We start from the raw sequence: 25,143 nt of genomic DNA, 5'->3' as shown, positions 1-25,143 counted from the left end.
GCGGCGCCTGCGCCGCGTGCCGCTTAAGATTTCTGGCCTGCGGCCTTGTCCTGCTGCGCAGGCTCGGCCGGTTTTGCGCCAGGCTGCGGGGCGGATTCCGCGGGCTTGGCGCCCGGTTGCGCGGGAGCCTGGCCGCCCGGGGCGGGCGTGCCGTTCTTCCATTCGCTGGCCTGCACCGGAGCGCCCGGGCGAACCTTCTGGAATCCTTCCACCACGACCACGTCGCCAGCCTTCAGGCCGCTGGTGACGATCCAGTTGCTGTTGAGGGCGCCGCCGGTGGTGACCGGGATCTGCTCGATCTTGTTGTCCTTGACCAGCAACAGGCTCTGCAGGCCGTCCGCGGTACGCTGCAGCGCCTGCTGCGGCACCATCAGGGCCTTGTCATCCACGCCCTGCTCCAGGCGCACGCGCACGTACATGCCGGGCAACAGGATGCCGTCGGGGTTGGGGACTTCGGCGCGAAGGTTCACCTGGCCCGTGGTCGGATCCACGGTGATGCCGGTGAACAGCAGCTTGCCCGGCTGGCTGTATTCAGAGCCGTCTTCCAGCACGATGGTGGCGCGCGCCGTATCCTTGCCGACCTGCTGCAGCTGGCCGCTGGCAAAGGCGCGGCGCAGGGACGCGAGCTGCGCGGTGGACTGGGTGAAGTCGACGTAGATCGGATCCAGCTGCTGCACCGTGGCCATCTGCGTGGCCGAGGTGGTCTCGACCAGCGCGCCTTCGGTGACCAGCGGCTTGCCGATGCGGCCGGTGATCGGCGAGGTCACGTCGGTGTAGCCGAGGTTGATCGCGGCGTTGTCCTGCGCCGCCTTGGCGGCGGCGACAGCGGCGTCTGCCTGGCGGTACGAAGCCACGGCGTTGTCGTATTCCTGCTTGCTGACGGCGTTGGCCTTGACCAGCGGCGCGTAGCGGTCGGCCAGCAGCTTGGCGCTGAACAGGTTGGCCTGCGCCTGCTTGAGCTGCGCCGTCGCCTGATCGTAGGCCGCCTTGTAGGGCGCCGGATCGATCTTGAAGAGCAGCTGGTTTTCCTTGACGTCCCCGCCTTGTTCGAAGGCGATCTTCTGGACGATGCCGGTCACCCGGGCACGGATCTGCGCATCCCGGACGGCATCGACGCGGCCAGGCAGCTCAGACACGATGGGCGCGCGCTGCGGCTGGATCGTGATGACGCTGACCTGGGGCATGCCAGGATTCATTTGCGGCTTTTCGCCGCACCCAGCCAATATCAGTGCGAGGAGCCCACCGGAAAAAGCCAGGCCGGAAACACGTTTAGGCGAAAACCGCATTGAAACCCCCGCGTAGCGTAATAAACCGTAATCGCAGCATTTAACCGCGACTTACACCGCGGTCACAACAAAAAGCATGCGTCATCACGGCGCGTAATCAGCCCAATAATGTAACTCAGTTGTTGGGGAAATCACTGATTTTTAATGCTTCAAATGCCACACCCACGGGGATTCCATACAACAGATCAGCTCTCGGAAAGCTCTCGCAGCTTGCCCAGGAACACATAGCCCATGCCGTGCACCGTATGCAGCGGCAGCCGGGCGCCGGCCAGCAGGACCTTGCCGCGCAAGCGGCAGATCGCCACATTCAGCGTGCGCATGGTGGTGCGTTTACGCAGGGCCATGAACGCATCGCGCCGCAACTCCCTGGCGGGATTGCCCGCCAGGCAAAGCAGGCAGGTGCGTTCCAGGGCCGTCAGGCCGATGCGGGCGCCATGGGGCGTAAGCAGTGTCCAGCCCTGGTAGGCCAGCGACCACCAACCATCCGTGGCGTAGGGAGTATCGGCCGCGCGGGCGGGAGCGACCTGTGCAAGGCGAGCGGGGGCATTCACGACGGATCTCCATCCAGGACGGCCCGCGCCGCACGGGGTGGCGGCCGGTTCCCGGAACAAGGTTGCAATTTGCCCCGAAAGACTACCGCTGGAACCCGCGGGCGTTGTGGCTGCAAGACATCTATCAGACCAATCCGCTGAGAAATCTGCCCGAAATCCGTCCAGATGCCACGCCCCCCTGCCCGGCAGTTCAGGTGCGCGTGCCGTTGCGATGGATATCGTGAGTGACGAAACAACTGTCCTCGGTCGGACGGGCCAGGATGCCAGGCTTGGCGAGCGTGGCGCGGATGTCCGCCAGGCCCGACTCCCAGTGCTCGCGCATGGCCTCGGTGCCGAACTCGTAGTCCTTGGAGTAACGCTCCCGGTGCTTGGACTCGTAGATGAGGTTGATGATGTTGGTGGCCGGCGTATGGGACAGCTTGCGGATGTCGGCGAACTCCGCCGCGTTGCGCTCGGCGGCCGGCAGCTTCGCCAGCAGACGCTGCAAGCCATGGCGCAGCTTGAGCACGCGCCTCAACTGGTCCGTGACCAGGCGGGTGCGGCTGGAGTACTGGATGTCCTTCTGGCGTTCGGCCACTTCCTCCAGGTTGGTCGGCAGGCCGCCGCGCGCGGGCCACAGGTCGACCTGGAACGCCAGCGTGTCCCGCATGCTGTCCGTCGTCAGCACCTGGGCCAACGGCGTGTTGGACACGACGCCGCCGTCCCAATAGTGTTCACCGTCGATCTCGACAGAAGGGAAACCCGGCGGCAAGGCGCCGGAGGCCATGATGTGCTCGGGCCGCAGCGTGTCCTTCAGGCTGTCGAAATAGGCGAAGTTGCCGGTCCGCACGTTGACCACGCCGAAACTGGCGCGCACGGACCCGCTGTTAAGCAGGTCGAAATCCACGAACTCCCGCAAGGTCGCGGCCAGCGGCGTGGTGTCATAGAAGCTGGTGGACGCCGCGCCCCTGCCGTGCACCAGGTAGGGCGGCGGAAAACGCGGCTTGAAGAAGCCCGGCTGGCCCGAGAACAAGGCCTGGAAGGCGGACACATGCCCGTTCATGACGGGCGAACCGAAGCCGAACGGCAAGCCTTCGAACATGGGACCGAGCGTCTCGCCCCAGGGAACCGAGGCGAAGCCAGCCGGCCGACAGATGGTTTCCCAGAAACCGCGCAGACGCCCCACACGCTCGTCCTCGGGAGAGCCCGCGATGATCGCCGCGTTGATCGACCCGATGGAAATGCCGGAAATCCAGTTGGGCCGTATACCCGCTTCGTGCAGCCCCTGGTACACCCCGGCCTGGTAGGCCCCCAGCGCCCCGCCGCCTTGCAGCACCAGGGCCACGACTTCATAGGGCGGCGTATCGCCGGTGTCTTGCTTCGGAGCCTTGCGGCGAGTACTCATACGGCTTCCTCTAGGCAGGGCCGGCGGACCGCCCTACTTGCTTTTGTCCGGCAACTGCGGCGCAGCCACGCCCGCGCGGAACGGATACTTGGAGAAAATCTGCGCAACCACCTTGTCCGTGTTCTCGGGCGACGCGCTGGCATCGGGCTGGACCTCGCCCACCGCCACGCCTTCCCACACCAACTGCCTGCGACGCGCGTCGACGAGGTCGATGTTCAAGGTGCCTTCAGTATATTGGTAGACGTCATCGCCCCAGCCGTAGCCGGGCCAACCGCCGTAGAAGCCGGTGCGATAGCCGTAGTACGGCCCCATGGGCGGCGGGGCCGGAGTGACCTGCACCTTCTGCTGCAGCTTGGCGCTGAAGTTGAGCAGCAGGTCGGGGTTGGCGGCGCTATAGGTGTAGCCGCGCATTTCCATCTGGCCGCGCGTGGCGTTTTTCAGACGCTCGGTCAGCAGGGTGCTGTAGCCGGCCTTGTCGGTACCCAGCGGCGTCATGTACCCGAAGGTTCGGTACTGCGCGAAATTCGCCTGATGATCGTAATCGCTCTTGACGTCAGGGCCTGTGGCGCAAGCCGCCAACAACGCCGTCATGGAACCCGCAGCCAGCAATTTGAACGCTTTCATGTCGTTTTCTCCGTGAGCCCGATGCCTGAACATAGTGCCGCCAAGCCTGCAAAATTTCAACAGAATCTCATTCTCATCGCGTTCGTCTCGCTCCGCCAGGGCTGCGGCCGTCCATTACACTTTCAGCTGTCCCATACCCTGACCACGGCACGATAACGATGTTGGAACTCGACGGCTCGATTTGGTTTCGCTCCGGCGCCCAGACCTGGGGCGGAAAAAACCGCATAGACCTGCTGGCGCAGATCGACGCCACCGGCTCGATCACGGCCGCCGCGCGCGCCGTGGGCATGAGCTACAAGGGCGCATGGGACGCCATCGACGCCATGAACAACCTGGCGGGCGAGCCTTTGGTGATCAGGGCCGCCGGCGGCAAGGGCGGCGGCGGCACGCGCCTGACGGACCGCGCGCGCGGCCTGATCGGCACCTTCCGCGCCCTGGAAGCCGAACACCGCAAGTTCATGGAAAACCTGACCCGCGCCGGCGTGAACGCCGCCGGCGACATCGACCTCATGAGGCGATTCATGCTCAAGACCAGCGCGCGCAACAAACTGCTAGGCACCGTCATCCAGATCCGCGCCGGCGCCGTCAACGACGAAATCGTGCTGCGCATCGCGGGCGGCCTGACCATCACGGCCACCATCACCCGCGAAAGCACACAGGAATTGGGACTGGCCGCGGGCAAGGAAGCGATCGCGCTGGTCAAGGCGTCGTCCGTCATCGTGGGCGCGCCCGGCCCCGGCCTGCGCCTGTCGGCGCGCAATCAACTGCCGGGCAAGATCACGGCGCTGCGCCCGGGCGCCGTCAACAGCGAGATCCTGATCGGACTGGACGGCGGCGTGACGCTGGCAGCCATCGTCACCAATGAAAGCGCGCAGGACCTGGGCCTGGACGTAGGCGCCGACGCGGTCGCGATCTTCAAGGCTTCCAGCGTGATCCTGGGCGTGCTGGACTGAGCCGCTCAGACGCCCACGTCCTCGTCGTGGCGCCGCACCCTGCCCTCGCGCACTTCGAACACTTCGTCGGCCAGCGCGTCCACATCCGCCGGGTCGTGCGTGATCAGCAGCATCGGCACGTCCAGCTGGCGTTGCAAGGCGTTGAGTTCCAGCCGCATCTTGCCGCGCAGCTGCGAATCCAGCGCTGAAAAAGGCTCGTCCAGCAGCAGGATGTCGGGCCGCAGCATGAGGGCTCGCGCCAGCGCCACCCGCTGCTTCTGGCCGCCGGAGATCTCGCTGGGATAGCTGCCCACGATGGAACCCAGCTCGAACGCGTCCACCCAGCGCTGCGCCTCGGGTCCGACCTCGCGCCGGGGCGGGTTGCGCCAGCCGCGGCGCAGCCCGAAAGCGATGTTCTGCGCCACGGTCAGGTGGGGAAACAGGGCATAGTCCTGGAACAGATAGGCGACGCGGCGCGATTGCGCGGGCAGGTTGATGCCAGCGTCGGTGTCGAACAGCACGCGGCCGTTGATCTCGATGCGGCCCGAGTCGGGGCGCAGCAGGCCCGCCACCGCGCGCAGGGTCAGGCTTTTGCCCGCGCCCGAGGGACCGAACAGCGCGATGCGCTTGGCGGACGAATCGAATGCGACGTCCAGCGCGAAGCGCCGCTCGCCGGACACCATCTGCTTGCGCACCTGGATGCTGACGCTCATAGCGCGCTCCCATTGCGCCGGCCGCTGCTGACGGGCACCAGCTTGCCGGCCAGCAGCAGGACCACCACGCAAGTCACCGAGGTGACCAGCACCAGCATATTGGCCGTGGCGTCGTCGCCCGCCTGTACGGCCTCGTAGATGGCGACCGACAGGGTCTGCGTGCGTCCCGGCAGGTTGCCGGCAATCATCAGCGTGGCGCCGAATTCGCCCAGCGCCCGCGCGAAGGCCAGCAGCACGCCGGCGGCGATGCCGCGCGCGGCCAGCGGCAAGGTGACGCGGAAGAAGATCCCCGCCTCGCACACGCCCAGCACGCGCGCCGCGCTTTCCAGCTGGCTGTCGACGTTCTCGAAGGCGGCGCGGGCGGACTTGAACACCAGCGGAAAGGCCACCACGGAAGCGGCGATCACCGCGCCCTGCCAGGTGAAGACCAGTTCGATGCCCCAGCCCGCCAGCGTCTCGCCGATGACGCCGCGGCGCCCCAGCAGCACCAGCAGGTAGTAGCCCAGCACCGTGGGCGGCAATACCAGCGGCAAGGTCAGCAGCGCGTCCAGCAGGTCGCGCCCCGGCCAGCGCCAGCGCGACAGGCCATAAGCCGCGGCCGTGCCCGCCACGGTCGCCAACAGCGTTGCCCAGCCCGCCACTTTCAGGGAAAGCAGCAGCGGCACCCAAACCGGATCACTCATCAATGCCTACGATTCAACAGGTATCAGGGCTTCTGGAAGCCGTAGCGCGACAGTATCGCCTGGCCTGCGGGAGACAGCACATAGGCAACAAAGCTTTCGGCTTCCTTGGCGGCGGTTTCACGCGTGGTGACGGCGATGGGATAGGTCACCGGCGTCTGCGAAGGCACGCGCACCGCGACCTTGACCTTGTCCGCCATGATGGCCGCGTCGGTCGCGAACACGAAGCCCGCGTCGACCTCGCCGCGCGCCACGTAGTCCAGGCTCTGGCGCACGTTCTGGGCCAGCACGCTCTTGGCCTGCACTTCCTTCCAGAGGCCGGCCGCTTCCAGCGCGCCCTGGGTGTAGCGGCCCACCGGCACCGATGCCGGGTTGCCGTAGGCGATGCGCTTGACGTCGTCGCGGGTCAGGTCCTTGAGCGCGGTGATGTTGGCCTTGCTGTCGGCCGGCACGATCAGCACCACCTGGTTGGCGGCGAAGTCCACGCGCGAGGCCGGCTTGACGGCCTTCTCCTCGACCGCCTTGTCCATGGCCTTCTGGTCCGCCGAGGCGAACACGTCGGCCGGGGCGCCCTTGACGATCTGCTGCAGCAGCACGTCGGACGCGCCGAAGTTCAGGATGACCTTGGTGCCGGCATGCTCTTTTTCGTAGCCTTGCGCGACTTCCTTGAAGGCGTTGGTCAGGCTGGCGGCGGCCGAAACCACCAGGTCGCCGGCGGTGGCGTTGGCGCTCCATGCGGCGGCCAGCGCCAAGGACAGCGCCACGATCGGACGGTTGCGGAACATGTTCTTCTCCCAGGGGAATTCGCTAAGTCGGTAACGAAATATATATAGGTATATAACGCCCGTCAATTTGGCCGCCCGAGGGAGGGTTGAGCAAAATCAAGGAGTGGCGGCCGCCGGCTTCAGCCGCGCGCCACCGTGGTCGCGTGCACCGCCTCGGGCGCCAGCCGCGCCCGCAGGTGCTCCAGCGCCAGCTCGGGCCGGGCCGCGCCGCACATGAAGATGTCCAGCGCCGCGAACGCGTGTTCGGGCCAGGTATGAATGCTGATGTGGGATTCGCTCAGCAGGACCACGCCGGTCACGCCCGCGCCTGCGCCGAAATGATGGAAGTGCGCGCTCAGCACGCGCGCGCCCGCCGCCTGCGCCGCGGCGATCAGGTCGCGTTCCAGCGCTTGCGCGTCGGTCAGGCGATCCGCCGGCACGCCGCGGAAATCGGCCAGCACGTGGCGGCCGGGTGTGGCATGCGGGATCACTTGTGGGATCCGCCCGAGGACCAGCCCGACCCGCCCGAGGAACTGCTGCCCCAGCTGCTGCTGGAGCCGCCGCCGCTGGACATGCGCGCGCCCGGGGTGTTGAACCCGGTGGCGAAGATCACCACCACGATGGCGTAGACGGTGTATAGAAGCTTGCCCATTCTGTCATTCGTCCTTGCCGGCCAGTTTGTCCGCCAGCGCCGCCGGGATCCAGAGAAACGCCGCGCCGATCAGCAGCGGGATGATGCCCCCGCTGAAAATGGTGTCGATATTCAGGAAGGCCAGCACGATCATGGCCGTCCAGGCGAACTTGCGATAGCCCCCGGGCTTGCCGCTGAGCGGCATGGCCTTCTGCTTGGCAAGTTCAGGATCGCCAAACCATTCCGCCAACTGCGCCGGCGCCACCGGCCCCGAGGCCGACCAGCCCAGCTCGGATTCGCTCAGCTCGCGGGTCAGCTTCAGGTTGCCGGCCTTGTAATCCGTGATCTTGGTGCTGTCGCCGACCTTGACGCGCCAGTTGAACGCGCCCAACGCCAGTTCCACGCGCGAGGTGTAGTCGTACAGCTTCTGATAGAGCTTGGAGCGCCAGCGCACGCTGCTGGCGTTGTTGTGGCTGGGCCAGGTATCGCATACCTGCACCCGCTCCCAGCCCTCTTCGGTTTCCACCAGCCAGATGAATCCCTTCGCGGGATTGAACAGCAGGTACTCGATCCAGTCGGACGGCTCCTCGGGGTCCGGATCGGCGCACTTCATCAGGCCGATGAGCGTGTAGGACGCGCCGTCGATCTTGGCCACCGCGCCCAGCGGCAACGTGGTCTTGATGGCTTTGACCTTGCGGGCCTTTTCGATGACCTCGGCCGTAGGTCCCGAGCAATCAACGGTGGCCGCACACGAGGGGCAGACCACTTGCGTGGCCATGGCGGCCACGAAGCTTATGGGCCCGCCGCAGTTGGGGCAGTCCAGCGCCTTGATCTGACCGCGGAAACGGCCGGCGGTTTCCTCGACCTGCTCGTTGGTCCGCAGCGATGCCGCCTGCATGGCGGACAGGTCGAATGCCTTGCCGATGTACAGCTCGGGCTCGGGTCCGTCGGAAAAGTCCAGCGTCAGGAACGCGTCCAGGCTGCGGTAATCGGCCACCTTGGCCAACCAGCCGTCGCCCGGCACGAAGGGCAGCTCGCCTTGCGTGCCGCCCGCCTGGCAGGCGCGCACGTCGGCGGCGGTGAAGCGCTGGCCGTCCAGCTTCAGTTCGTCGCCGGGCGCGATATCGTTGAACGCCGGCATGCCCTGCGTGGACTTGACCTTGCGCCGCCGGGTCACGGCGTACTGGCCCGAGGCGTCCGACAGCCAGCCGTCCGAGCCGTCCTCGAACCACAGATACCACTCGTTCCAGAAGCCGTCTTCGTAGCGCAGCTGGATGCGGCCGATCAGGTCGAAGCGCTTGCCTTCATGAGTGCCGGCCGCCCCCAGGCACAAGGGCGAGTAGTCCTCCAGGACCTCGGCGGCCTCGCCGATGCGCTTGACCGACTCGGCGTCCTTCAGCAAGGTGCTGCGGCAGGCGCCGCAGACCGCCATGACCGATGCCGCGGACGTGAACTTGACTGGGGCGCCGCACTGCGGACACAGAACCTGCTGCATGGAGCCTTAGCTGGTGAGTTTCTTCAGCACTTCGGCCTTGGCCGAATCGTAGTCCGCGGCCGTGATCAGGCCTTTGTCCAGCAGATCCTTGAGCTGCTGCAACCGCTGCGCCGGATCCGCGCCCGCGGCGGCGGGCGCCTGCTGGGCAGGTTGCTGCGCGGCCTGCTGCGGCTGCCCCTGGGCGCCGGCCAATCCTGCCGCCATGGTCTGGCCCAGCGCCGCGCCGGCCGCCAGGCCCGCGCCGATGCCGGCGATGCCGCCTTCGTTCTGCGCGGCCATCGGTATGGCCGTGGCGGTCTGGTACTGGGTGAACTTGCCCAGGTCGCCGGCCATGCCCATGGAAATCCGCGTGTCCAGCGCCTTCTGCAGTTCTTCCGGCAGCGAGACGTTCTCGACCGTGAAGTTGTCGAGCTTGACACCGTAGCGGTCGAACACCGGCGCCAGCTGTTCAGCGATGCTTTGCGACATCAGCCCCTGGTTGCCGGCCATGTCCAGGAACGGCACCTTGGAGCCGCCCAGCGCCGTCGTCATCGCCGCGACCACCATGTTGCGCAGCTGCGCTTCCAGGTCGTCGACGGTGTACTCGTCGCGCGTGCCGCTGATCTCGCGGTAGAACTTGGCGGGATCGGAAATCTGATAGGAATAAACGCCGAAGGCGCGCAGCCGCACCATGCCGAATTCGCTGTCGCGCAAGGTCACCGGCTGCGCCGTGCCCCAGCGCCGGCCCAGCTGCAGGCGCGTACTGAAGAAGATCACGTCCGACTTGAAGGGCGACTCGAACAGCTTGTCCCAGTTCTTCAGGTAGGTCAGGATCGGCAGCGTCTGCGTGGTCAGCTTGTACATGCCGGGACCGAACACGTCGGCGACCTTGCCTTCGTTGACGAACACCGCCATCTGCGATTCGCGCACGGTCAGGCTGGCGCCATACTGGATTTCGAAATCCTGCATGGGATGACGCCAGGCGAGCACGCCGTCGCGGTCCTCGTTCCATTGCAGGATGTCGATGAACTGCTTGCGGATGAATGAACCGAGACTCATGAGTCTTTCTCCTGTCAGATCAGGTGCGGCGCGAGCCCGCGTCAGGTCAGGCTGGCGGCGTTGACGATGCCGGCGGCGATGGAAATCGAGCCGATCAGCCCGCCCATGGCGATGTTGTTTTCTTCGATGGCCTCGTTCATGCCGCGCACCGTCTGGGACACGCCCACGTACACGACCAGCTGCACCAGCATGGCCACCAGGCCCCACAGCAGGAACATGGCATAGCTGGCATGGATCGCGATGCTGGAGCACAAGGTGAAGCTGAAGCCCACCAGCGCGCCGCCATACGACAGCGCGGCGGCGATATTGCCTTCGCGGATCAGCTCGAATTCCTTATAGCGCGTGACGGCCGTGTAGACCAAGGTGAAGACACCCAGCATGGCAAGCGCGGACGCCATATAGATAAGATAGGTCACCACCGGATGCATTGCTTCTCCCATTGCCACCCTCCTAATTGCGCGCAGTATATACGGCGCGTTCGATATACTGCGAACGCATTTTTCGTGTCGGACACCTCATGCGCGACCGCATTCTCATCCTTTCGGTATTGATCGTCGCCTCCTGCGGTTTGGGCTATGAGCTCATCAGCAGCGCGCTGGCCAGCTATTTGCTGGGGGATTCGATACTGCAGTTCTCTTCCGTCATCGGCTGTTATCTGTTCGCCATGGGCATAGGCTCGTGGTTGTCAAAATATGTAAGAGACGAAGACGTTTTGAATCGCTTCATCGATGTGGAGCTGCTGGTCGCGCTGTTGGGCGGCGTCTCCGCCGCGGTGCTGTTCCTGGTCTTCTCATGGATGCCCGCCCCCTTTCGCGCGGCGCTGTATGTGGGCGTGTTCCTCATTGGCCTGATGGTCGGCATGGAAATCCCGCTGGTGATGCGGGTGTTCAACCAGCGCAAGACCGAATTCCGCGAAATCGTCAGCCGCGTGCTGACCTTCGATTACCTGGGCGCGCTGGCTGTGTCGCTGGTGTTTCCCCTGTTGCTCGCGCCCAAGCTCGGATTGCTGCGCACCAGCTTCCTGTTCGGCATCCTGAACGCCAGCGTGGCGCTGTGGACCACCTGGCTGTTCCGCGCCGAGATCCCCCGCCCCAGCGAAAAGGCCATCCGCGCCAGCGTCGTGATCGGGTTCCTGGGCCTGGGCTTCATCTATTCCGGCAGCATGACGGCCTGGGCCGAGAAAGGCCTGTACGGCGACGACGTGGTGCACGCGGAAACCACGCAGTATCAGCGCCTGGTGGTCACGCGCTGGCACGACGACCTGCGCCTGTACATCAACGGCAACCTGCAGTTTTCGTCGCGCGACGAGCACCGCTACCACGAAGCGCTGGTGCATCCCGGCCTGCAAGCCCTGCCCTGGGCGCGCAACGTGCTGGTGCTGGGCGGCGGCGATGGCCTGGCGGTGCGCGAAATCCTCAAATACAAGAATATCGAACACGTGACGCTGGTGGATCTGGATCCGGCCATGACCGGCCTGTTTTCCCGCTCCGAGCCGCTGGTCAAGCTGAACCAGGGGTCGTTGAAGGATCCGCGGGTCACGGTCATCAACGACGACGCCGGCCGCTGGCTGGAAACCCATGCCGAGGTCTATGACTACATCGTGGTGGATTTTCCGGACCCGTCCAACTTCGGCCTGGGCCGGCTGTACTCGGTGCCGGTCTATCACCTGATGGCGCGCCACCTGGCCGAGAACGGCTACATGGTGGTGCAGTCCACCTCGCCCTACTTCGCGCCGCGCTCGTTCTGGAGCGTGGACGCCACCTTGAAGGAAGCCGGCCTGAACACCTGGCCGTACCACACCTACGTGCCGTCCTTCGGCGACTGGGGCTTCATTCTGGCCAGCAAGCGCCGCGACTACGAGCCGCCCGCCGCGATCACCGTGCCCACGCGCTACCTGGACCCGGTCACGACGCGCGAACTGTTCCACTTCCCTGCCGACATGCCCGCGCTGGCGATGCCTCCGAACCGTCTGAACGAGCAATCGCTGGTGCGCTACTTCGACGAGGACTGGCGCAAGGTCATCCGCTGATGCGGCGGCGCAGCTTCCTGTTGGGCGCGGCCACGGCCGCGGTCGCCGGCACCGCCGGGTACTACCGTTCGCGCATCGTCGAGACCACGCCGGAAATCCATTACCCGGGCATGCAGGCTGGCCACGCCTTGCGCGACGGGGCGGCCTGGCCGCAGCCCTCGGCCAACCACAAGCGCGACGTCGTGATACTGGGTTCGGGCGTGGCGGGCCTGTCCTGCGCCTGGAAGCTGGCGCGCGAAGGGCACACGGATTTCCTGGTGCTACAGGGTCCCGAACTCGACGGCAATGCAGCCGCCGGCCAGCGCGAGGGCCTGGACTACCCCTTGGGCGCGCACTACCTGCCCCTGCCCTCGATGGCCTCCACGCACATACGCCAAATGCTGGCCGACTTCGGCATCATCGAGCGCGGCGCAAGTACCCTCCGTCCCTACTACGACGAGACCGCGCTGGTGCACTCGCCCCAGGAGCGTCTGCTGCGCGGCGGCCATTGGGAAGAAAACCTGCTGCCCATGAACGGGCTGCCGGAAGCGGACCTGGCGCAGCACCGCAAATTCCTCGCGCTGATCAATCGCCTGCACACGCAGACCGGCAGCGACGGCCGCAAGGTCTTCAGCATCCCGCTCACGCTGTCGTCGCGGGATCCGGCCTGGCGCGCGCTGGACGCGATCACGTTCAAGCAATGGCTGGACCGCGAAGGCTACACCTCGCCCGCGCTGCACTGGTACCTGAACTACTGCTGCCGCGACGACTACGGCGCGCAATACGACGCGGTCTCGGCCTGGGCCGGCCTGCACTACTTCGCCAGCCGCGACGGCCATGCCGAAAATGCGGGCGAAGGCGCCGTGCTGACCTGGCCTGGCGGCCTGTCGACGCTGATGCAGCGCATGCGCGACGCGATCACCAAGAAGCTCGGCCATGCCGATTGGCTGGCCGCCGGCACGGCGGTCCGGGTACAGGAGACGCCCGCCGGCGCGCTGGTCACCTGCCTGGCCTCGTCCTCCGACGCCTACACGGTGCAGGCGCGCCGAGCCGTGTGCGCGATGCCGTTGTTCGTGGCCCAGCGCATCCTGCCCGACATCAGCGCCTATGGCTACGATCCGGCGGTGCACGCGCCGCCGCACGCGCCCTGGATGGTGTCGAACTTCGTCATGGAAGGCTACCCGGCCGAAGCCCCGGGCGAACCGCTGTCCTGGGACAACGTGGTCTATCAAGGCAAGGCGCTGGGCTACGTCGTCTCCACGCACCAGTTGCTGCGCGTGGCCCGCACGCCGCGCTGCGTCTTCACGGCGTATCACGCGCTCGGCGGACAGACGCCCCAGGCCGCGCGCGAATGGCTGACCCGGGCCACCCCGGAAGAGCTGCGGGCCGAGGCCGCATCCGACCTGGTCGCGGCCTACGGCAAGGAATTCTGGCGCCATGCGCGCCAGCTGGAAATCACGGTGCGCGGCCATGCCATGGCCTCGCCGCTGTGCGGCTACCTGTCCAATCCGGGACTGGCCGCGCTGCGCGACGTGGACGGTCCGATACTGTTCGCGCACTCGGACCTATCGGGCTATTCCGTGTTCGAGGAAGCCTCGTGGTGGGGCGTGGCCGCCGCGGGGCGCATCATGGGCCAAAAGCCGCCGCAGGCCTGAAGTTCGCGCGCCGCGTTTTCTCCGGCCGCCTGCAATACAATTCCGCGAGCTTGCCGGGCATCACGGCACCTCCTGACCGGACTCAGATAAAAAGACATGGGAAAACACGTCGTTGTCCTAGGCGCGGGTATCGTGGGCGTCTGCTGCGCCCTGGAACTGCAGCGCCGCGGCCTGTCCGTCACGCTGGTGGACCGGCAGGAGCCAGGCCTGGAAACCTCGCTGGGCAACGCCGGCGTGATTGCGCGCAGTTCGCTGATGCCATTCAACCACCCCGGCTTGTGGGCGCAGTTGCCGCGGCTACTGAAAAACGACACCGTGCAGTTCCGCTACAAGCTGAGCTATCTGGCGCAGAACCTGGGCTGGGCCGCCCGCTTCCTGCTCAACGCCCGGCCGGCGGTGTTCAGGCAGACCGTGGAGGCGCTGGACGGCCTGATCCGGCTTTCGGCGCCCGAGCATCTGCGGCTGCTGAACGAGTCGGGCGCGGCGCACCGGCTGCGCGATACCGGCTGGATTTTCCTGTACCGCTCGGAACAGGGCTGGAACAGCGGTGAACTGTCGCGTAAGACCTTTGCCCAGTACCAGGTGCCGACCCAGGTCCTGCAACCCGCGGAACTCGCGGAGATCGAACCCGCGCTTGCGCCCATCTTCCGCCGCGCCCTGTGGATCCAGGGCTCGTATTCCGTCAATGATCCGCACGAAGTGGTCGCGGCCTATGCCGGCCTGTTCCGCCGCTCGGGCGGCGCGTTCCAGCGCCTGGCCGCCAGCGCCATCCGCCGCGAAGGCCAGGGCTGGGTCGTGCAAGGCGCGCAGGGGTCGGAATCGATAGCGGCGGATCGATTGGTGGTCGCGCTGGGTCCCTGGTCGAAGGGACTCTTGAAGACGGCGGACATAGATCTGCCCATGGCGTTCGAGCGCGGCTACCACATGCATTACAGCGGCGCAGAAGGCGCCGGCCTGACGCGCCCGGTCTACGACACCGGCGGGGGCTACGTGCTGTCGCCCATGGCGCGCGGCCTGCGCCTGACCACGGGCGTGGAACTGGACGCCTGCGAGGCACCCGCCCGGCCGCTGCAGCTGGACCTGGCGGAAGCGCGGGCCCGCGAGGCGTTTCCGCTGGACCGGCGGCTGGATGCCGAGGCGTGGCTGGGGCGGCGCCCGACGCTGCCCGACAGCCGGCCGATGATAGGCGAAGCGCCGCGCCATCCCGGCCTGTGGTTGGCGCTGGGCCACCAGCACATCGGCTTCAGCACCGCGCCCGGCACGGCGAAGATACTGGGCGAATTGATGTGCGGCGACGGCGCGGTCTCGCGCCATGAGGCATTCCGGCCCGGCCGGTTCATCTAGAACGGCGGGAAGCCGCCGGCTGCGGTTCACGCGGCCGGCGCCTGGCGCTTATCCCAGCAACAGGGCGTCGTCCGAGATCTTCTCTCCGCGCACGCGCTCGAACATGGCCAGCAGATCCGGCACGTCCATGCCGCGGCGCTCGTCGCCCGACACGTCCAGCACCACTTGCCCCTGATGCAGCATGACGGTGCGGTCGCCCACGTCCAGCGCCTGGCGCATGCTGTGGGTCACCATCATCGTGGTGAGCTGGCTTTCGGCGACGATGCGGGCGGTCAGCTGCAGCACGAAGTCCGCGGTGCGCGGGTCCAGCGCCGCGGTGTGCTCGTCCAGCAGCAGGATGCGCGAAGGCTGCAAGGCCGCCATCAGCAGGCTGACCGCCTGGCGCTGGCCGCCCGACAGCAGGCCGATGCGGTCGGTCAGGCGGTTTTCCAGCCCCAGGCCCAGCGTGGCCAGGCGCTCGCGGAAGCCTTCCTTCATGGAGGCCTTGACCGCACGGCTGTAGCCGCGGCGCGCGCCGCGCATCTGCGCCAGCGCCATGTTCTCTTCGATGGTCAGGTCTTCGCAGGTGCCGGCCATGGGGTCCTGGAACACGCGGGCCACGCGGCCCGCGCGCGCCCACACAGGCTGGCGCGTGACGTCGACGCCGTTGATGTCGATGCGGCCGGAGTCGACCGGCAGGTCGCCCGAGACTGCATTCAGAAAGGTGGACTTGCCGGCGCCGTTGGAGCCGATGACGGTCACGAACTGGCCCGACGGGATCTCCAGCGACAGGCCGCGCAAGGCGCGCGTCTCGATGGGCGTGCCGGCGTTGAACGTGATCTTGAGGTCTTTTGCGGACAACATATTCAGCTCCCCTTCTTGCCGAGGAGGCGGCGCTTGAGCATGGGAATGACCAGGGCGAACGTGACCAGCACCGCGGTGACGAGGTTCAGGTCTTGCGCCTTCAGGCCGATGAAATCGCTGTTCAGCGCCAGCGCGATGAAGAAGCGGTAGACGATGGCGCCGATGATGACGGCCAGCGTGGCCAGCACCAGCTTGCGCGACGGCAGGATGCTTTCGCCCACGATTACGGCGGCCAGGCCGATCACGATGGTGCCGATGCCCATCGAAATGTCCGAACCGCCCTGGGTCTGGGCGAACAGCGCGCCCGCCAGCGCGACCAGCGCGTTGGACAGCGCCATGCCGCCCAGGATCATGCGGCCGGTGTTGACGCCCTGGGCGCGGGCCATGCGGCCGTTGGAGCCGGTGGCGCGCACCGCCAGGCCGGTCTGCGTGGCGAAGAACCAGTCCAGCGCCAGCTTGGCCAGGATCACGATGACGATCAGGATCAACGGACGGGCGACGTAGTCCGACAGCCATTCAGGCTGCAGGATGGTGAAGACGGTGGGTTCGGTGATCAGCGGAACGTTGGGCTTGCCCATGATGCGCAGGTTGACCGAGTACAGCGCGATCATCATCAGGATGCTGGCCAGCAGATCCATGATCTTGAGCTTGACGTTGAGCCAGCCGGTGACCAGCCCGGCCGCGGCGCCAGCGATCGTCGCGATGACGGTGGCCAGGAACGGGTCGGTGCCCGAGGCGATCAGCGTCGCACAGACCGCGCCGCCCAACGGGAAGCTGCCGTCAACGGTCAGGTCCGGGAAGCGCAACAGGCGGAACGAGATATACACGCCCAGAGCCACCAGGCTGAAGATCAGGCCGATCTCCAACGCACCTAACAACGAGAACAATGACATGGGTCAAATCCAATCAGTGAGAAGCGGGCATATTAAGAACTTGCACGAAGGCAAGAAACGAGCATATTAAAGAGTTGCCGCGTCGGATATCTTGCGTTTCGGGGTCAGTTTTACCCCAGCTTTCGCAAGAAACGTTTCCCCGCAGGGGATTTTCTCCGGTTTCCTGCCAAAGCCCTCCCGTGCCGGACGGCCGGGCCGCCAGCATGAGTCTGCAGGACCATTCAGGGAGCAAAAACGCCGGGCGGGCACAACGCCGTAAGGCGGGCCGCCGGCCATTCAAGACCAGCACATTGCGCCGGGCCGCGAGCATCTTGTGAATGCTGCCGCCCTGAAGACCATGGGGTAAGGCAAGACACCAGAACATAAAACAAGCCCCGCTCATGCCGGATAGGCATGGCGGGGCGGGTACGGCTGACTATTACTTCACGACCACCGCGGCCGACTTGATGATCGCATCGGACAGGGTCACGCCCTGCTTGGCGGCGGCGCCCGGGTTCACGTAGAGCTCGAGCTTGGAGATGGTTTCCGAGGGAATGGCGCCAGGCTTCTCGCCCTTCAGGATGCGCACCACCACCTTGCCCGTCTGCACGCCCAGGTCGCGGTAGTTGATGCCCAGGGCGGCGATGCCGCCGCGCTTGACGCTGTCGGTGTCGGACGCGATCAGCGGGATCTTGGCGTCGTTGCCGACCTTGACCAGCGACTCGTAGGCCGACACGACGTTGTTGTCGGTGTTGGTGTAGATGACGTCGACCTTGCCGATCAGGCTGCGGGCCGCGGATGCCACGTCCACCGAGCGCGGCGCGGCCGCTTCAACCAGGCTCATGCCCGACTTCGGCAGGATTTCCTGCAGCTTCTTCACGACCACGACCGAGTTGGCCTCGCCCGGGTTGTAGACGATGCCCACGCGCTTGGCGTTGGGGACGATTTTCTTGATCAGTTCGACCTGCTTGTCCAGGGCCAGCAGATCCGACACGCCGGTCACGTTGGTACCCGAGGCGTCCATGCTGGAGACCAGCTGGGCGGCGACGGGATCGGTCACGGCGGAATACACCACCGGTACGTCCTTGGTGGCGGCGACGACGGCCTGGGCCGACGGCGTGGCGATCGCGACGATGGCGTCAGGCTTGTCGCCGACGAACTTGCGCGCGATCTGGGCGGCGGTGCCGTTGTTGCCCTGGGCGCTCTGGTATTGCCACTTCAGGTTCTTGCCCGGTTCATAGCCGGCTTGCTTGAGGGCGTCCTGCACCCCGTCGCGCACGGCGTCCAGCGCCGGATGCTCGACGATGGCGGTGACCGCCACGGATTTCTGCTGCGCGGACACAGGCGCGGCGATAGCCATCGCCAGCGCCATGGCGCCAACCGTCAGAAAATGTTTTTTTCCGATCAGCATAGATAAGCTCCTTGAACCCTTGTTTTTGCTCATTATTACGGCGCCGCTGGCGGCTCCCCGCCGGCCGGACTAGCCATAAAGCCGTATAGTCTAACTTGCCGCCCACCCAAAGCGTTTCGGGGGAATCCCTGAAATGGTGCATGCCGCAATCGCATGCCCCGTAACTGGGCGCAGCGGCGTCAATATACTGAAAAGCCCGGAATCGCATCGGCCGGAACAGCAAAAACCGGACGTCTTCCGCGCCGCCAACCGCAGCATCCAGAGGCCTCACCATGATCAAACGCGCATTGGGCCGTTCCGGCCTGCAGATTCCTCCCCTCACCTTCGGCGGCAACGTCTTCGGCTGGACCGTGGACGAAGCCGGCACGTACTCGCTGCTGGACGCGCTGGTGGACGCCGGCCTGAACTTCATCGACACGGCGGATGTGTATTCGCGCTGGGTTCCGGGCAATCAGGGCGGCGAATCCGAGACCCTGATCGGCAAATGGCTAAAGCGCTCGGGCAAGCGCGACCGCGTGCTGATCGCCACCAAGGTCGGCATGGAAATGGGGCCCGACGCCAAGGGCCTGGCGCCGGCCTACATCCGCCGCTCGCTGGAAGCCTCGCTGGCCCGGCTGCAGACAGACCACATCGACCTCTACCAGTCGCACCAGGACGATCCCGACACGCCGCTGACCGACACCCTGGCCGAATACGCGAAGCACATCGAGTCCGGCAAGGTGCGCGCCATCGGCGCCTCCAACTACACCGCGGTGCGGCTGTCCGAAGCGCTGATCGCGAGCGAACGGCACAGCCTGCCGCGCTACGAGAGCATCCAGCCGGAATACAACCTGTACCGCCGCGAACCCTTCGAGTCCGGGCTGCAGAGCCTGGTGAAGACGCAGCAGATGGGCACCATCAACTATTACGCCCTGGCCAGCGGATTCCTCAGCGGCAAGTACCGCAGTCCCGCGGACGCGGGCAAGAGCCCGCGCGGACGCAAGATCGTCGACACTTATCTCAACGACCGCGGCTACCGCATCCTGAAAGCGCTGGACGAAGTGTCCGAGGACGCCGGCTGCACGCCCGCCCAGGCCGCGCTGGCCTGGCAGATCGCGCAGCCCGGCATCACCTCGCCCATCGTCAGCGCGACCTCGCTCGAACAACTGGACGAACTGGTCAAGGCGGCCAGCCTGACGCTGACGCATGATCAGCTGGCCAAGCTGAGCCAGGCGAGTGAATGGCGGTGAGGGAAGGCGCGCGCCACGTGGCGCACGCCTGACTCGCGGCCATCAATCCAGCTTCACCCCCGAGTCCTTCACCACCTTGGCCCAGCGCTGGACCTCGCTATCGACGAACTTGCCGAACTCAGGCCCGGTCAGCGTAGGCACCGCCGAACCGTTGCCCGCCCAGGTTTCCTTGATCTTCGGCGCATTCAGGGCCTTGGTGATCTCGGCGCTCATCTTGTCCACCGCTTCCTTGGGCGTGCCCGCGGGCGCCCAGATCGCGTACCAGGTCGACACCACGTAGTTCGGCACGCCAGCCTCGGCAGCGGTGGGCACGTCGGGCAACGATTGCGAGCGTTCGGTGGCGGCCACGGCCAAAGGCTTGATCGTGCCGGAACGGATATGGCCGGCGGACGAACCGAGGCCGTCGAACGCCAGGTCCACCTGTCCGCCGATCAGGGCCGACAGCATGGGTCCCGCGCCCTGATAGGGCACGTCCACCAGCTTGATGCCCGTCTGCATGGCGAACAGCTCGCCGGCCAGGTGGTGCGTGCTGCCCTTGCCCGCGGTGCCGAAGTTGATTTCCCCCGGGCGCTTCTTGGCGTAGTCGATCAGTTCCTGGACCGTCTTCACCGGCAGCTTGGCCGGATTGATGACGATGACCTGCGGCGGCTGCGCAACCAGCGCGACCGGCACGAAGTCCTTCTGGATGTCGTAATTCAGGTTCTTGTACAGCGAAGGGGCCAGCGCATGGTGCGCGCCGCCCATGAAGAAGGTGTAGCCGTCGGGCCTGGCCTTGGCCGCGACGCCCGCGCCCACGGTTCCGCCCGCCCCGCCCTTGTTGTCGATGACCACGGGCTGGCCCAGCTGCGTGGTCAGTTGCTGGGCCAGCGGACGGGCAAAGGTGTCCGTGCCGCCGCCGGCGGGGAACGGGACGATCAGCGTGATCGGGCGTTCGGGCCATTGCGCGGCGGCGACGCCGCCGAAACCCAGGGCGGCCACGGCGAATACGGCCGCGGCGGTGGTGCGATATTTCATATTGTCTCCTCTTGCTGCAGCATGGGGACGGCGCGGTTATGTGCGTCTCGTCTCTTGAAGTTCTTGTAGGGAATGGGCTGCTGGGACCTGCATGTTTTTGGGGGGATAGTCTCCTGAATGGGGGCCGGCGCGGCGCGCCCGGCCGGAAAGGCCGCTTCCCGACGGGAAGCGGTCCTGGCGAATGTCAGAGCGCCTTGTAGGTTTCGCGCAGCACGTTCTTCTGCACCTTGCCCATCGTGTTGCGCGGCAGTTCGCCGATGATGTGCACGCGCTTGGGCACCTTGAAATTGGCGATGCGCGATTTCAGTTCCGCCTGCATCGCATCCGCGTCCAGCGCCGCGCCGTCCTTGGGCACCACCACCGCCACCACGGCCTCGCCGAAGTCGGCATGCGGCACGCCGATGACCGCCGATTCGGCCACGCCGGGCATGTCGTCGATCAGCGTTTCGATTTCCTTGGGGTACACGTTGAAGCCGCCGGAAATGATCAGGTCCTTGCTGCGGCCCACGATGGACAGGTAGTCGGCGGGTACGTCGCGCCCGGCGGACTCGCCGCCCCAGCGGCCCACGTCGCCGGTCTTGAACCAGCCGTCGGCGGTGAATTCCTCGGCGGTCTTTTCCGGCATGCGCCAGTAGCCCGAGAACACGTTCGGCCCGCGCACCTGCACGTTGCCGATCTCGCCGGGCGCGAGCGCGATGCCGGCATCGTCGACCACGCGTACCTGCACTTGCGGCAGGGCGCGGCCCACGGTGCCCGCGAGGCGTTCGCCCAGCTTGGCGTCATAGGGGTTGGAGGTAAGCATGACCGTCTCGCTCATGCCGTAGCGTTCCAGGATGGCGTGGCCGCTGCGCTTCTGGAAGTCCGAGAAGGTTTCGGCCAGCAAAGGCGCCGAGCCCGAGATGAAGAGACGCATGTTGGCGCAGACGCTGCGGTCAAAGCGCGGGTCGGCCAGCAGACGCACGTAGTACGTCGGCACGCCCATCATTACGGTGCTCTGCGGCAGGTAGCGCAGGGCCTGGTCGACATCGAGCTTGGGCAGCCAGATCATCCTGGCCCCAGCCAGCAAGGCGCCGTGCGAGGCCACGAACAGGCCATGCACGTGGAAGATCGGCAGCATGTGCAACAGCACGTCGTCCGAGCGCCAGCCCCAGTAGTCGTGCAGCACGCGGGCGTTGGCGGCGAGGTTGCCATGCGACAGCATCGCGCCCTTGCTGCGCCCGGTGGTGCCGGAGGTGTACAGGATGGCGGCCAGGTCGTCGGGCTTGCGCGCCACGGTCTTGAAGGTCTGAGACAGGCCGCCGGCGGCATCCAGCAGCGTGCCGCTACGGTCCTCGTCCAGCGTGTACACATGCGCGGTGCCAGCCTTGTCTGCCGCGCGCTGCACCCAGTCCAGGTTCTTGCTGGCGCAAACCACCACGGCCGGCTCCGCGTTGCCCAGGAAGTACTCGATTTCCGATTCGCGGTAGGCGGTATTCAGCGGCAGGTAGACCAGGCCGGCGCGCAAGGTGGCCAGGTACAGCAGCAGCGCTTCGGGCGACTTTTCGACCTGCACCGCCACGCGCGAACCCGCCGGCAGCCGCAACGAGGTCAGCAGGTTGGCCAGGCACGCCGTGGCGCGATCGATGTCGTCCCAGGTGTATTGCAGGTCGGGCGTTTCCAGCGCGACTTTGCTGCGGTCTTTGGGAAAGCCGCCTTGCAGGACAGCATATAGATTAGCGTTGCTCACCTTGTCTAGTCTCCGGAAAAGGAAGGGTCCACGCCGGCCAGGAAAGCGCGCACGCCCTCCTTGTGGTCCCGGCTGTCGGCGTACGAGAAATAATCCTGGTATTCGTCTTCGGTCAAGGCGCCGCCCGCGGCGAGCCTGCGCGACAGGCGCTTGTTGATGCGGGCCGCCAGCGGCGCGCCCGCCGCGATGCGCTCGGCGCTGCGTTTCGCCGCGTCGGCCACCTGATCGTCGGCAACGATGCGCGTCAACAAGCCCAGTTCGCGAGCCTCGGCGGCGCCGAACACGCGGCCTTCGAGCAGTATCGCCAGGGTGGCGGCGCGTCCGACCAAGGCCAGCAGGCCGCTCATTTCGTCAGGCGCCATGGGAAATCCCAGGCGGTTGATCGGCACGCCGAAACGCGCGGATTCTCCAGCGATCCGCAGATCGCACTGGCTGGCTATTTCCAGGCCGCCGCCCACGCACACGCCTTCGATCTGCGCCACCACGGGCTGCGGACACAAGGCCACCGCCTGCAAGGCAGGCGCCAGTACCTCGCGGTGGTAGCGCTGCACGCCGGCCATGTCGCCGCGCTGCGCGGGGAATTCGCGGATGTCGGCGCCGGCGGCGAAATTGCCGCCCTCGCCGCGCACGATCACGCAGCGCACCGCGTCGTCCTGCGCGATGCGGCCGAACACGTCCCGCAGTTCATGCCACATGCCCACGGTGATCGCATTCAGGCGCCCCGGGTGCGATAGCGTCACCCGGGCCAGATCGCCCTCGCGTTCCAGCAGCACGCGGCCGGCCACGTTGTCCGTCATGTCTCCTGCCCTCATTCTTATGTTGTTGCGCCGCGCGCGGCGTTTATCCCACGCGTCCCACGCCGCGGCTGACCTGGGGCTTGCCCTCGCCCAGCAGGGCCAGGTTGTCGTCCAGCTCGTCAAGGTCGTAAAGGTAGTTCACCATCAGGCCGCAGGACTGCTTGAGCCCCTTGGGCGAGGTATCGGCGGCCCAGTTGAGCCGCTCGATGCGCGCGCCGTTGCCCAGATGGAAGCGCGCCACCGCATCCACCGGCATGCCGTTCTTCATGGACTGCAGGTAATTGGCCGTCAGGCGGAAACCCGCGCGCTTGACCACGTCCGCGGCCTTGCCCTGGGCCGCCTTGGCCAGGCGCGCAACCCAGCGCCGGCCGTCGGGCACGCCCTCGCGCTTGCGCGACTTGGCGCGCACCTTGTCCTCGCGCACGATGGCCTCTACCGCCTCGGCGTCCAGCTTGGCCAGCCAGTCGGCGAAGCCCGGGATGGGCGACAGCGTGGCGAAGGACTTCAGCTTGGGCAGTTCATGCAGCAGCTGCTCCACCACGCGCTTGAGCAGGAAGTTGCCGAAGCTGATGCCCTTCAGGCCGGGCTGCGTGTTGGAGATGGAATAGAAGATGGCCCAGCGCGCCTTGTCCAGATCCTGCGGCGGCAAGGTGCTGTCCAGCAGCACCTGCACGTTGTCGGCCATCTGGCTGGCGAAGGCCACTTCCACGAAGATGAGCGGCACGCCCGGCATCTGCGGATGGAAATAGGCGTAGCAGCGGCGGTCCGGCGAAACGCGGCGGCGCAAGTCGTCCCAGGAGGTGATCTCGTGCACGGCTTCGTAGAGAATCAGCTTCTCCAGCAGCGACGCCGGCGAATCCCAGGTCAGCGGCCGCAGCTCCAAGAGGCCCACGTCGAACCAGGCGGACAGCAGGCCTTCCAGGTCCTTGTCCAGCATCTGGATGCCCGCCACCTGCTTGCGCCAGCGCAGCATGTCCGCGCGCAGCTCGACCAGGAAGCGCAGGCCCTGGGGCTGCGCATTGAAACGCTTGAAGAGGCGCACGCCCTCGCCGCCTTCGCCAGCGTAGCTGCCGCGCGCCTGCGCCAGCGCGGTCAACATCAGCCGGCGGTCCTTGCCGTCCGCGGCGCTGTACTGCTCGCACCAGCGGCGGGCCAGCTTGTTGGCGGCCACGTCGGTCAGGCGAGCCTCGAACAGCCGCCGTATTTCGGATTCGCTGGGCAGTCGGCCGCGTTCCCACAGCTTGCCCAGGCGGGACATCAGGCCCGCGCTTTCAGCAACGGCCGCCGCATCGACGGTATCGGCCTCGGGCTCAGGCGTGCGTGCGCCGCGCGCGGGCGCGAGATTGGCGGGTGCGGACATGGGCGGGCTCCTCGATGACGATGGGATCGGACGGCGCCGCATCGGCGGCATCCGCATGGCTCAATGCGCGCAGCGCTTCCAGCTGCCGCATCAGGTGGTTGTGCGCGAGCGCCTGCGCGGCCTCGCTGTCGTGCGCCTTGAGCGCGTCAAATATGGCCAGGTGCTCGGCGCAGGACTGTTGGATGCGGCCGGGTTGCGACAGGCTGCGGTGGCGCGACAGGCTCAGCACCTTGCGCAGATTGCCCACCATGTCCGACAGCCATTGGTTGCCGGCCAGAGCCTGCACTGCTTCGTGGATCAGGTAGTTGGTCTTGTAATAGGCGTCGATGCGGCCGGCCTGGGCATGGCCCGCCAGCGCCGCGTGCAGGGGTTCCAGCTCGGCGAGTTGGGCATCGCTGGCCTTGCGCGCGGCCTCGAAGGCGCAGCGCCCTTCCAGCATGGCCATCAGCGGAAAGATGTCTTCCAGGTCTTGCGCCGAGAGCTCATTGACGAAACAGCCGCGGCGCGGCTCCAACCGCACCAGCCCTTCGGTGGCCAGCACCTTGAGCGCCTCGCGCAAGGGGGTGCGGGAGATGCCCAGCTCGCCCGCCAGGCGCAATTCGTCGATCCATTCGCCGTTGCGCAGGGAACGCGCGTGGATCATGCCGCGCAGGCGGTCCGCGACTTCCAGGTAGAGGGCTTGCCGGACGATGGGTAGGGTCATGGTTCAGCGGTCAGGACTGCACCGTAATTCATAATTATGAATAAGGCCATGATAGAGCCGGATGCGGGAAAAAGGAAACCCCT

The 25,143-nt window shown here is 66.4% G+C and carries 25 protein-coding genes; 5 read left to right on the top strand and 20 right to left on the bottom strand.

What is annotated here, in order from left to right; genetic code table 11:
* Positions 1-23: 23 nt before the first annotated feature.
* The 4 genes from IAG39_RS11130 to IAG39_RS11115 form a co-directional block, all read right to left on the bottom strand.
* The gene (locus IAG39_RS11130; protein WP_118932520.1) at positions 24-1,286 is read right to left on the bottom strand and encodes an efflux RND transporter periplasmic adaptor subunit; all 1,263 of its coding nucleotides are present in this window, start codon (positions 1,284-1,286) and stop codon (positions 24-26) included.
* Positions 1,287-1,471: 185 nt separating this feature from the next.
* A complete protein-coding gene (locus IAG39_RS11125) occupies positions 1,472-1,837 on the bottom strand; it encodes a helix-turn-helix domain-containing protein (protein ID WP_059372404.1) in 366 nt (121 codons plus the stop codon).
* A 190-nt stretch (positions 1,838-2,027) separates the two neighbouring features.
* A complete protein-coding gene (locus IAG39_RS11120) occupies positions 2,028-3,221 on the bottom strand; it encodes a DUF3734 domain-containing protein (protein ID WP_118932521.1) in 1,194 nt (397 codons plus the stop codon).
* 33 nt (positions 3,222-3,254) lie between these two features.
* Positions 3,255-3,845 (bottom strand): DUF4136 domain-containing protein, encoded by a 591-nt coding sequence (locus IAG39_RS11115; protein ID WP_059372399.1) that lies wholly within the window; start codon positions 3,843-3,845, stop codon positions 3,255-3,257.
* A gap of 158 nt (positions 3,846-4,003) precedes the next feature.
* Between IAG39_RS11115 and IAG39_RS11110 the strand changes: the two genes are divergently transcribed.
* Positions 4,004-4,798, top strand: coding sequence for a TOBE domain-containing protein (locus tag IAG39_RS11110; RefSeq protein WP_059372396.1), 795 nt, complete (start codon positions 4,004-4,006; stop codon positions 4,796-4,798).
* A gap of 5 nt (positions 4,799-4,803) precedes the next feature.
* On the opposite strand, the gene IAG39_RS11105 is transcribed toward IAG39_RS11110, so the two are convergent.
* From IAG39_RS11105 to IAG39_RS11070, 8 genes are all read right to left on the bottom strand, one after another.
* Positions 4,804-5,490, bottom strand: a complete 687-nt coding sequence (locus IAG39_RS11105; protein WP_118932522.1) for an ATP-binding cassette domain-containing protein — start codon at positions 5,488-5,490, stop codon at positions 4,804-4,806.
* The gene (gene modB, locus IAG39_RS11100) at positions 5,487-6,173 is read right to left on the bottom strand and encodes a molybdate ABC transporter permease subunit (protein ID WP_059372387.1); all 687 of its coding nucleotides are present in this window, start codon (positions 6,171-6,173) and stop codon (positions 5,487-5,489) included. The genes IAG39_RS11105 and modB overlap by 4 nt, the downstream gene beginning before the upstream one ends.
* 23 nt (positions 6,174-6,196) lie before the next feature.
* Positions 6,197-6,955: a molybdate ABC transporter substrate-binding protein gene (gene modA / locus IAG39_RS11095; RefSeq protein WP_118932523.1), complete on the bottom strand. Its 759-nt coding sequence runs from the start codon at positions 6,953-6,955 to the stop codon at positions 6,197-6,199.
* 119 nt (positions 6,956-7,074) lie between these two features.
* Complete coding sequence (gene speD / locus IAG39_RS11090) at positions 7,075-7,425, bottom strand: adenosylmethionine decarboxylase (protein WP_118932524.1); 351 nt, start codon at positions 7,423-7,425, stop codon at positions 7,075-7,077.
* On the bottom strand, positions 7,422-7,586 hold the full coding sequence (locus IAG39_RS11085) for a hypothetical protein (RefSeq protein ID WP_165867829.1): 165 nt from the start codon (positions 7,584-7,586) through the stop codon (positions 7,422-7,424). Before IAG39_RS11085 ends, speD begins: the two co-directional genes overlap by 4 nt.
* A gap of 4 nt (positions 7,587-7,590) precedes the next feature.
* Complete coding sequence (locus IAG39_RS11080; protein ID WP_118932525.1) at positions 7,591-9,060, bottom strand: DUF4178 domain-containing protein; 1,470 nt, start codon at positions 9,058-9,060, stop codon at positions 7,591-7,593.
* Between the two features lie 6 nt (positions 9,061-9,066).
* Positions 9,067-10,098 carry an SPFH domain-containing protein gene (locus IAG39_RS11075; RefSeq protein ID WP_059372377.1) on the bottom strand — a complete coding sequence of 344 codons (1,032 nt, stop codon included), beginning with the start codon at positions 10,096-10,098 and terminating at the stop codon, positions 9,067-9,069.
* 41 nt (positions 10,099-10,139) lie between these two features.
* Entirely contained in the window at positions 10,140-10,526 is a 387-nt protein-coding gene (locus IAG39_RS11070; protein WP_054452914.1) for a DUF350 domain-containing protein, read from the bottom strand.
* A gap of 89 nt (positions 10,527-10,615) precedes the next feature.
* Here IAG39_RS11070 and IAG39_RS11065 point away from each other — a divergent pair, with 89 nt between their 5' ends.
* The 3 genes from IAG39_RS11065 to IAG39_RS11055 all read left to right on the top strand — a co-directional run bounded on the left by IAG39_RS11065 (position 10,616) and on the right by IAG39_RS11055 (position 15,105).
* On the top strand, positions 10,616-12,127 hold the full coding sequence (locus IAG39_RS11065; protein WP_118932526.1) for a polyamine aminopropyltransferase: 1,512 nt from the start codon (positions 10,616-10,618) through the stop codon (positions 12,125-12,127).
* Positions 12,127-13,761, top strand: coding sequence for an NAD(P)/FAD-dependent oxidoreductase (locus IAG39_RS11060; protein WP_118932527.1), 1,635 nt, complete (start codon positions 12,127-12,129; stop codon positions 13,759-13,761). The genes IAG39_RS11065 and IAG39_RS11060 overlap by 1 nt, the downstream gene beginning before the upstream one ends.
* A gap of 96 nt (positions 13,762-13,857) precedes the next feature.
* Positions 13,858-15,105 (top strand): NAD(P)/FAD-dependent oxidoreductase, encoded by a 1,248-nt coding sequence (locus IAG39_RS11055; RefSeq protein ID WP_118932528.1) that lies wholly within the window; start codon positions 13,858-13,860, stop codon positions 15,103-15,105.
* Between the two features lie 48 nt (positions 15,106-15,153).
* Here the strand turns inward: IAG39_RS11055 and IAG39_RS11050 are convergent, their stop codons facing one another.
* The 3 genes from IAG39_RS11050 to IAG39_RS11040 form a co-directional block, all read right to left on the bottom strand.
* Positions 15,154-15,948: an ABC transporter ATP-binding protein gene (locus IAG39_RS11050; protein ID WP_013395026.1), complete on the bottom strand. Its 795-nt coding sequence runs from the start codon at positions 15,946-15,948 to the stop codon at positions 15,154-15,156.
* A 2-nt stretch (positions 15,949-15,950) separates the two neighbouring features.
* Positions 15,951-16,841 carry an ABC transporter permease gene (locus IAG39_RS11045; protein WP_059372366.1) on the bottom strand — a complete coding sequence of 297 codons (891 nt, stop codon included), beginning with the start codon at positions 16,839-16,841 and terminating at the stop codon, positions 15,951-15,953.
* 418 nt (positions 16,842-17,259) lie between these two features.
* Positions 17,260-18,231: an ABC transporter substrate-binding protein gene (locus IAG39_RS11040; protein WP_059372365.1), complete on the bottom strand. Its 972-nt coding sequence runs from the start codon at positions 18,229-18,231 to the stop codon at positions 17,260-17,262.
* A 272-nt stretch (positions 18,232-18,503) separates the two neighbouring features.
* Here IAG39_RS11040 and IAG39_RS11035 point away from each other — a divergent pair, with 272 nt between their 5' ends.
* Positions 18,504-19,460, top strand: coding sequence for an aldo/keto reductase (locus IAG39_RS11035; protein ID WP_059372362.1), 957 nt, complete (start codon positions 18,504-18,506; stop codon positions 19,458-19,460).
* A 42-nt stretch (positions 19,461-19,502) separates the two neighbouring features.
* Here the strand turns inward: IAG39_RS11035 and IAG39_RS11030 are convergent, their stop codons facing one another.
* From IAG39_RS11030 to IAG39_RS11010, 5 genes are all read right to left on the bottom strand, one after another.
* Positions 19,503-20,474: a Bug family tripartite tricarboxylate transporter substrate binding protein gene (locus IAG39_RS11030; RefSeq protein WP_118932529.1), complete on the bottom strand. Its 972-nt coding sequence runs from the start codon at positions 20,472-20,474 to the stop codon at positions 19,503-19,505.
* Positions 20,475-20,658: 184 nt separating this feature from the next.
* Positions 20,659-22,200 (bottom strand): malonate--CoA ligase, encoded by a 1,542-nt coding sequence (locus IAG39_RS11025; RefSeq protein ID WP_118932530.1) that lies wholly within the window; start codon positions 22,198-22,200, stop codon positions 20,659-20,661.
* Positions 22,201-22,205: 5 nt separating this feature from the next.
* A complete protein-coding gene (locus IAG39_RS11020) occupies positions 22,206-22,997 on the bottom strand; it encodes an enoyl-CoA hydratase/isomerase family protein (RefSeq protein ID WP_059372354.1) in 792 nt (263 codons plus the stop codon).
* Between the two features lie 43 nt (positions 22,998-23,040).
* The gene (locus tag IAG39_RS11015; protein WP_165867830.1) at positions 23,041-24,357 is read right to left on the bottom strand and encodes a malonyl-CoA decarboxylase domain-containing protein; all 1,317 of its coding nucleotides are present in this window, start codon (positions 24,355-24,357) and stop codon (positions 23,041-23,043) included.
* Complete coding sequence (locus IAG39_RS11010; protein WP_059372344.1) at positions 24,308-25,060, bottom strand: GntR family transcriptional regulator; 753 nt, start codon at positions 25,058-25,060, stop codon at positions 24,308-24,310. The genes IAG39_RS11015 and IAG39_RS11010 overlap by 50 nt, the downstream gene beginning before the upstream one ends.
* Between the last annotated feature and the right edge of the window lie 83 nt (positions 25,061-25,143).

It is taken from the genome of Achromobacter xylosoxidans (assembly GCF_014490035.1).
In the GTDB taxonomy this organism is placed as follows: domain Bacteria; phylum Pseudomonadota; class Gammaproteobacteria; order Burkholderiales; family Burkholderiaceae_B; genus Achromobacter; species Achromobacter bronchisepticus_A.
Note: the sequence above shows the minus strand (reverse complement) of the source record. Positions and strands in the feature narration are given on the sequence as shown.